10 protein-coding genes and 1 tRNA gene are annotated in these 6985 nt (G+C 53.1%); 9 read left to right on the top strand and 2 right to left on the bottom strand.

Features of this window, described 5'->3' with window-relative positions; translation table 11 throughout:
• From GS535_RS07175 to GS535_RS07135, 9 genes are all read left to right on the top strand, one after another.
• Positions 1 to 483 (top strand): DUF2612 domain-containing protein (locus GS535_RS07175; protein ID WP_160799185.1); only part of this gene is annotated, 483 nt, incomplete at its 5' end.
• Positions 480 to 2201, top strand: coding sequence for a hypothetical protein (locus GS535_RS07170; protein WP_160792626.1), 1722 nt, complete (start codon positions 480 to 482; stop codon positions 2199 to 2201). The genes GS535_RS07175 and GS535_RS07170, both read left to right, overlap by 4 nt.
• Positions 2198 to 2632: a hypothetical protein gene (locus GS535_RS07165; RefSeq protein WP_160792625.1), complete on the top strand. Its 435-nt coding sequence runs from the start codon at positions 2198 to 2200 to the stop codon at positions 2630 to 2632. The genes GS535_RS07170 and GS535_RS07165 overlap by 4 nt, the downstream gene beginning before the upstream one ends.
• A gap of 76 nt (positions 2633 to 2708) precedes the next feature.
• Positions 2709 to 2990 carry a hypothetical protein gene (locus GS535_RS07160; protein WP_160799184.1) on the top strand — a complete coding sequence of 94 codons (282 nt, stop codon included), beginning with the start codon at positions 2709 to 2711 and terminating at the stop codon, positions 2988 to 2990.
• Between the two features lie 2 nt (positions 2991 to 2992).
• Entirely contained in the window at positions 2993 to 3421 is a 429-nt protein-coding gene (locus GS535_RS07155) for a structural protein P5 (RefSeq protein ID WP_237442220.1), read from the top strand.
• 41 nt (positions 3422 to 3462) lie between these two features.
• Positions 3463 to 3702 (top strand): hypothetical protein, encoded by a 240-nt coding sequence (locus tag GS535_RS07150; RefSeq protein WP_160793103.1) that lies wholly within the window; start codon positions 3463 to 3465, stop codon positions 3700 to 3702.
• A 91-nt stretch (positions 3703 to 3793) separates the two neighbouring features.
• The gene (locus tag GS535_RS07145; RefSeq protein WP_160791413.1) at positions 3794 to 4117 is read left to right on the top strand and encodes a hypothetical protein; all 324 of its coding nucleotides are present in this window, start codon (positions 3794 to 3796) and stop codon (positions 4115 to 4117) included.
• Positions 4118 to 4240: 123 nt separating this feature from the next.
• Complete coding sequence (locus tag GS535_RS07140) at positions 4241 to 4474, top strand: hypothetical protein (RefSeq protein ID WP_160791412.1); 234 nt, start codon at positions 4241 to 4243, stop codon at positions 4472 to 4474.
• Positions 4474 to 4689: a hypothetical protein gene (locus tag GS535_RS07135; protein WP_160791411.1), complete on the top strand. Its 216-nt coding sequence runs from the start codon at positions 4474 to 4476 to the stop codon at positions 4687 to 4689. Before GS535_RS07140 ends, GS535_RS07135 begins: the two co-directional genes overlap by 1 nt.
• A gap of 244 nt (positions 4690 to 4933) precedes the next feature.
• Here GS535_RS07135 and GS535_RS07130 read toward each other — a convergent pair.
• Positions 4934 to 5008, bottom strand: a tRNA-Val gene (locus tag GS535_RS07130).
• A 74-nt stretch (positions 5009 to 5082) separates the two neighbouring features.
• Entirely contained in the window at positions 5083 to 6969 is a 1887-nt protein-coding gene (locus GS535_RS07125; RefSeq protein WP_160791410.1) for an anti-sigma factor, read from the bottom strand.
• Positions 6970 to 6985 lie beyond the last annotated feature (16 nt).

The raw sequence follows: 6985 nt of genomic DNA, 5'->3' as shown, positions 1-6985 counted from the left end.
CCTCAACCGCGCTATCTCGGCTTTGACGAGGCCAATGACAGCACCGGAACGGCGCGGCCTTTCAATGAGGGGGTTTTCTACAATGGCCCCACCAGCACGCAGAACTTCGCTCTCGCCGATGACGCGTATCGCAGGCTGATTATGGCCAAAGCGGCGGCCAATATCTCCAGCGGCTCTATTGCCGACATCAACCGTATCCTCATGCTGATCTTTGGCGACCGAGGGATGATCTACCTCTCCGAAGGCACACCAGCTAACGACTATCTGGGTTTCTCAGAAGCCAAAAGAGGCGCTGACACGCCCCATACCTTCAATAACGGCATCTTCTTTGACGCGACATCGCTCGCAGAAGCGAACGGCACGATGACGATCTGCCATAGCTGGCCGCTCTCTCCGCTCGACGCCACGATCATCCAACAAAGCGGCGCTCTGCCTCGTCCGTCTGGCGTCACGATCCTTTACCAGCAGGTTCACCTGACATGAAACAAACCGACAGCTCTCCACTCTTCCCGACCCCTTTCGGAGCGCAGGCCGATAGCGGCACGCTCACACAAATTCCTCCCAGCAAAACAGCCATTGGCCGCGCCTCACTGGCTCTCGGCTTCCCCAAAGAAACCTTCACACCCATTGCAGCAGGCGGCGTGCCGCCTTACGGCGAAGACATGAACGGCATTCTAAATATGCTGTCTCAAGCCGTTCGCGCGTCTGAGGCAGGCTTGGTCAGACCATTTAGTGCTTCTTATGCTCAGCAGATTGGTGGTTATCCTAGAGGGTCATTAGTCTCTCATCCGAACGACCCAACGCACCTTTTTGTGTCAATCGCAGATAACAATGGCGATGATCCAACAAAGGGAAGTTCTGGTTCTTGGAGCTCTTTAACAAACAGCATAGACACCATTGGGGCTGCTCTAACAGCTGAAACCCAACGCGCTCAAGCGGCGGAAGCGGCTTTGCTCCCCCTCTCTGGCGGAACGATGTCGGGAGCTTTATTTTCGGGTGGCACATTTAGCCCATCTGAGAATGTCTATGCGACCCAACCTATCGGCGCAGCACTGAGCGGTGAGCAGTTCTATCTCCAGCTTGTGAACGACAACAACGCTGGCACAACGTCAGGGCGCATCGTACTTCGTGATGGCGGTGGGAATTATCATGTCATTCTATCGTCCGACAATCGCGGCAACATCACCACCGAGAGAGGAACGCGCTTCCTTGAAGGAAACGATGATGGCAATGGCCATGTGGTCATTGGCAATATCGGATCAGCTTCTGGGAAAACCCTCGCAACCAAGGACGATATCGTCGCTGAAACCCAGCGTGCGGAGAATGCTGAAGCGGGGCTGCTCCCCCTCTCTGGCGGAACGATGACAGGCGATCTGGCTGTAAGTAGCGTGGCATCGTGGGCGAATACACTCTTTGGCGGGAAATGTGTCAGTGTTGTCGCAGGAAAGAAGTCTAACAGCTACCTCCAAACACAGATCGTTGATGGAAAGACGATAGCCATTGTCGGTGTGCAAGATGAAGCCGGGACGTGGCATAATTGGGGGTTCAATGCTTCTGATGGAACAGTCACTACACCCAGCGGGAAAACCCTCGCCACAACGGACGCTGTCGCCGCTGAAACACAACGTGCGGAGAATGTCGAGGCGACATTGTTGCCTCTCTCTGGGGGAACATTAACCGGGGATGCCATCCTCTTAGGCAATATGTGGCAGAACAACCTCTATAGTCGAACAATCCGACTACGTGCCGATGAATCGGGCCTTGAAGGAACGATGCAGCTCCTCGGTACGACCAGCAATCCGGTTCTCTCCCTTGGCGTAACAGACCACAACAAGAACCGTCAAAGCTGGTGGCTCAATGGGGCCAACGGAGCAATTGGGACACCCTCTGGCAATACCCTACCTGAAGTGCGCGGGGTTCCGGGGCGCGTTGTCACACAATATTTCCGTATCACGAACCTTGCCAATGTGAACTACATTCCGTTTCCTGTGGCGTTTGCAGCATCCGACCCGGTGAATGAAATATTCATCACCTACGGATACGGCTATAACAGTAACGGCGGAATGGGTGAGAGTTCTGTTCTTTACATCTACAAACAAAAAACAACCAATAACGGCTTCTGGATTGATCGGAGCGAAAGTGGCTTTCAAGACGCCGCTTTTGACGTGGCGGTCACTGGGCCTATGGGAGCATCGTCATGACAGACAACATAGAAAACAGCCAGCATGAACAGGATCAGACGCAGGCTCAAAATGCTGTGTTTGGGTATTATGGCTACGTTAATCCCACAACGAAGATTGTGGGGCCGCTTATGTCGTTCTTTGGCAAGCCTAACGATATGACGCATTTTGTCGCGCTTACCAAAGAGCAATATGATTATTGGTATGGCCGCCATTGCCGTGTTGGTTCAGATGGAGCGTTGGAAGAATACACACCACCAGCACCCCCTCTGAAACCGCAAGCTCAAGAGGCCATGCAGAAGGTGCAGCAGCAAGCGAGCATGGTGTCGGCTATGGGTGAAACATTTGGCCCTAAAATGCGTGCGTATGTGCAATCCCTCCGCGCCATCCTCGACGGCTCTAACACCACAAGCACCGCACTACCTGACATGCCGGATGATGTGACGACGTAACATCATACCGCCGCCTTTTCCCCTAACACGCCACCTTCTGAGGTGGTTTTTTTATGCTCAAATACAGGAGGCTCCCATGCCTGACACAGACTGCGCCCGCCGCGGCGAAGTCAACGAACTCCGCGACCGTGTGGTCACACTGGAAACCAAGCAGCAATACGCTCAAGAAAGCATTCAATCGCTTTCGGACAAAGTGAGTGCTGTGGCGTCTCAGATGAATGACGGCTTCGCCAAAATCTCCCAACAAATGAGCGAGATGAACAACCGCAAAACCATGCTGCTCACCGTTGCCGGTGGGGCTGGTGGCGGTGTTGCCGTGGGGTTGTTCGAGCTCTGTAAACGCAGCTTTGGATGGTGATCATGCCCTCTCTCCCACGCGGTATCCGCAACAACAATCCCGGCAATCTTAACTATGTTGGCCAAGCCGGCGCTCATAAGGAGGCCGGCCCCAATGGGCGCTTTGCGGTGTTCGCAACACCAGAAGACGGTTTGCGGGCTTTGCGTGACCAGCTTGTACGCTATGTTGAGCGTGATCGGGTCAACACGATGGCTGGTATCATCGCCAAATGGGCCCCGCCTACGGACGGCAATGATACCAGCGCTTACGCCGCCACAGTGGCCGCCCGCGTTGGTCTCGGCGCAAAACAGCGCTTTAACGCCCTCACACCCGACCAACTCACCGCGCTCATGCACGCCATTATCCGCGTTGAAAACGGCCAAGACCCTTACGGGCCCCTTGTCGAGCAGGTGGCTCGTGAAGCAACAGCTTCACCACCGTCTATAACCTAACATCATCCCCACTGAACGCCGCCCGCTGAGGCGGTTTTTTTATGTCTGGAGACTTTATGGACATCACCGCGTTCCTTGACCTCTTACCCAGCAATCTCGGCCTGATCGTCGCGTGTGTGATCATCGTCTGCAAGCTCGTCACCGTCACCGTGCGGCCACCGGCGAGCGGCTCACGCTGGGGGCTGCTCTATCGTGCCATCAGCACCGTTGCGCTCAATATCGGATGGGCCACCAACCGCTTCCAAGCAGGCCGGCCTACTGACACACGCCCCCAGCCATGACCATGCCAGAGCTTCGTTGCCGCGATGGGCCGGCCTGTCTGATGCATCCAACACTCCTACTATCTCCTCAAAAAGAAAACTGAGAAACACCATGACCGAAGAAACAACCACACCAACAGCCCCCCCCATCACCGCCCTTGTCGAAGCTGGCGAAAACATCTTCTCCGCCGTCACAGGGAAGAAAGGCGAAACGCAAGAGAAGATCGCAGACGGTGCCGCCCGTTTGCTCGATGGCGTTCTGCCTACTGTGGAAAGCAAGGTCTCCTTTGATCTGGCCTCTGTGCTGGCAGGCGCTACGGGCATTTTGTCCGGGATTGCTCTGGTGCTAGCAGGCTTGAAAAAGAAGAAGACCGATGCTTCTGGCGCAAGCGAAGAGGCCCCGGTGGCCACACCTGCTATTAACGGAATGGGCTAACCCACATGAGAGGGCTTCGGCTCTCCCGCAAAACACTCAAAAGAAGCAAAGGACATCACCCATGACCAACAAAGAAGGTTGGATTGACGCCCCTCCTAAAGAAGGCTGGTTCGGAGAGGAACGATGAACCCCTATTTCGCAGGGAGCTTCATCCTAACCGTGCTTAGTTTCCTGACGGCCCTGATCATCTATAGCACCCGAGCAGGCCGCAACAGCGCCCGTGTTCACTCCGAACGCCAAGACGCCAGCGACGCCACACAGTCAGCAAAAGCCGCGCAACGGATGCTAGAGGCCCGCACGAACGGCATACGTTCTGGCGATGAGCTTACAGAAGAGCTGGATAAGGGGACGTTTTGATGAAGCACGTCTTTTGTGCGATGGCTTTGTGCACGTTAGTAAGCTGCGCCCCGACCCGATACAAACCGCTTTGCCCCCCGCTGGTGCATTACACAGCACAGGAAGAGAAGCAGGCAGCGGATGAAATACACACCCATCCCGACCTGCACGAGCTTCCGATTATGATGCGGGATTATGGGAATGAAAGGAAGGAGATGCGGACTAGCGCACATTAAAGCGAACCGTCTCAGGATACTGTGGTTAGTATACACAGAACCATCTTCACACCCCCTCACTACAAGCCGCCCAGCACCTACGGAAATGAAAAAACTGGGTGGGCAAGTTTTGGGAAAATGACCGTGTCAAATCTGTGTCAATTTCTATGAAGACTCGTGAACTTTTATGAATAGATATGAACAAAGTAACGTTGTCGCTACCGATTCAATATCAGCGGCAAACCGCTAAAAACTGGGAATCCCGTGGTGGGTACGACAGGGATTGAACCTGTGACCCCTGCCGTGTGAAGGCAGTGCTCTACCGCTGAGCTACGCACCCCGATCGGGATGAGCGCTTTCTATCAACAACCCCTTATGTTGGCAAGAGGGTTTTTAGCGCTCATTTAAATTTTCCTAAAATCCAAACATATGATCGAGAGAAAAACCTCCGACACTATTTTCCAGCCCATGATAGCCAAATAAGCGGCACGTCAAATCACGGATGAGAACGTAGCCTCCTTCACCCGCCTTTTCCAGTATATTCTCTGAGAAAATCTGATGAGGCCTTACCATGAAAGAGCCTGAAGGATGAATGCTGATCGCTTTTTGAGCTATCTGCTTTCCATTCGCCGCATGGAGATACAATATTGTGGTAGACGCTTTTCCACCTTCTGCTGAGCTTGGATAAATGAGGCAGCAAAAACTCCGCAGGTTTTCCCCCTCAAATTTTTGCCCAAGTTTAAGGAAAAGACGCGTCGTTAGCCCTGGTGGAGGGCCAGAATAGGATTGCGGCTCTGACCGCCACGTCATCAGCGTATTGAAAATATGACCACCAAAACTCGTTTCAGCAGCATGACCGCTTTGACGGTCACGATAACGCACTAAAGAATGCAACCATCCATCAGCTTCCCCACCATCACGGAAATCATACACAAGGTCTGCATGACCCGGACATGTCATGAGCTCGTGGGCAGCAACAACCGTACGATGATTGCGCGGTAAATTGCCAAAGAAATGGGAACCTACCTTACGGCCTTTTTCATCAAACATATCCATACGGACAGGCAACGTCTGCAATGCCTCTGACATTGGATTAGGCTGCACGAATGTTTCATAATGTGCTGGGTTCAGCACAGGGAATGGCAAAATAATACCACGGCCCAGCGATGGTGACATCTGACGAATGGCGGGGTCGGGGGCAATGTCTGACCGCTCAACATTGAGGTGAGCAATACGTGTTCGACCGCGCTGCACAATCTCATAACGTGGACGCACCACATGCTGCCCAGCACGCATCTCAAATTGTGCCGGCCACGCAACATCCGGGAAAAGTGCACCAACATTAACCGCAACTGTTTCGTAAGGCCCTACCTCTTGTGAGACCGCACGATGGTCATCCTCTCCCATCACATTAAAGGTTACTTCTCCTGAAGGGATCGGTGTTCCGTGGCTATTTTGAAGCCATACGCGGAGCGTTTCATCCTGCTCTGGAGCAGGTAATGTTGCAAAGCGCATTGAAGGCCATGCATTGGCATCATGCGTTACAGACAAGCTGGGATCATCGCCACGTGCAAAGGTATCAAGCGCATATTTAACGACGTCGTGCCCTTTTGCCCCAATCACATGAACGAAAAGCTGACCGGTAAAAGCAGGCAGACCGAAACGCTGACGCACCTCGGCGCTATCAACGACAACGCCTGCATTGTCTTCCTCAACGTGTTTTTGCCATTCCGCCAGACTATGCCCCTTTTGGTCATACAAGCGAAACCAATAGGTCACCCTATGTGCCCCGTATTGTGACCAATAATTTGCGGTCACGAGACGGGTTGAGAAATGATCATCATCACGAAAAAAAGAAAAGTTGGTCGCAAAATTTAACTTATCGAGATAAGGCCGCGGATAAGGCAGAAATGCTTCTGGCAGACGAGCCGCCTCTAGCGTGTAGAGAGGCCGTCCCTTTAGAAGATCCCCTAAACGTGTGACCATTTTAGCATGCTCAAAAGACAGCGCTAATACGCCATCAACAGCCATACTCGGCAAATCTATGAGGGCTTGGAATGTCCCACTCAAACCATCATCACGCCCGACTTGTTCTGTATCGTGAGTAACAACCAGGGTAGGCTTTAAACCAGGATACAGCCCAACAACGGTTGGTAGAAAACCATCGGGATCGTACACCGCGATCTTTTTGTCGGCTAGATCATGCTCTAAAGCCCTCATACGATCCACAACCAGCGGGTGCGACAGTGCTTTATACAACACATTACCGCCTTGCGGCCCGAACGTACGGATATTCAGCATAGACCTGCCTTCTCTT

This window comes from Saccharibacter sp. EH611 (genome assembly GCF_009834765.1).
In the GTDB taxonomy this organism is placed as follows: Bacteria; Pseudomonadota; Alphaproteobacteria; order Acetobacterales; family Acetobacteraceae; genus Saccharibacter.
This window is presented reverse-complemented; position numbering and strand designations above follow the sequence as displayed.

Excerpts from the sequence above, each read along its gene's own strand:
- GS535_RS07135 (WP_160791411.1), top strand. The coding sequence starts at position 4,474 with ATGAAGCACGTCTTTTGTGCGATGGCTTTGTGCACGTTAGTAAGCTGC.
- GS535_RS07150 (WP_160793103.1), top strand. The coding sequence starts at position 3,463 with ATGTCTGGAGACTTTATGGACATCACCGCGTTCCTTGACCTCTTACCC.
- GS535_RS07160 (WP_160799184.1), top strand. The coding sequence starts at position 2,709 with ATGCCTGACACAGACTGCGCCCGCCGCGGCGAAGTCAACGAACTCCGC.
- GS535_RS07170 (WP_160792626.1), top strand. The coding sequence starts at position 480 with ATGAAACAAACCGACAGCTCTCCACTCTTCCCGACCCCTTTCGGAGCG.
- GS535_RS07155 (WP_237442220.1), top strand. The coding sequence starts at position 2,993 with ATGCCCTCTCTCCCACGCGGTATCCGCAACAACAATCCCGGCAATCTT.
- GS535_RS07140 (WP_160791412.1), top strand. The coding sequence starts at position 4,241 with ATGAACCCCTATTTCGCAGGGAGCTTCATCCTAACCGTGCTTAGTTTC.
- GS535_RS07125 (WP_160791410.1), bottom strand. The coding sequence starts at position 6,969 with ATGCTGAATATCCGTACGTTCGGGCCGCAAGGCGGTAATGTGTTGTAT.
- GS535_RS07165 (WP_160792625.1), top strand. The coding sequence starts at position 2,198 with ATGACAGACAACATAGAAAACAGCCAGCATGAACAGGATCAGACGCAG.
- GS535_RS07145 (WP_160791413.1), top strand. The coding sequence starts at position 3,794 with ATGACCGAAGAAACAACCACACCAACAGCCCCCCCCATCACCGCCCTT.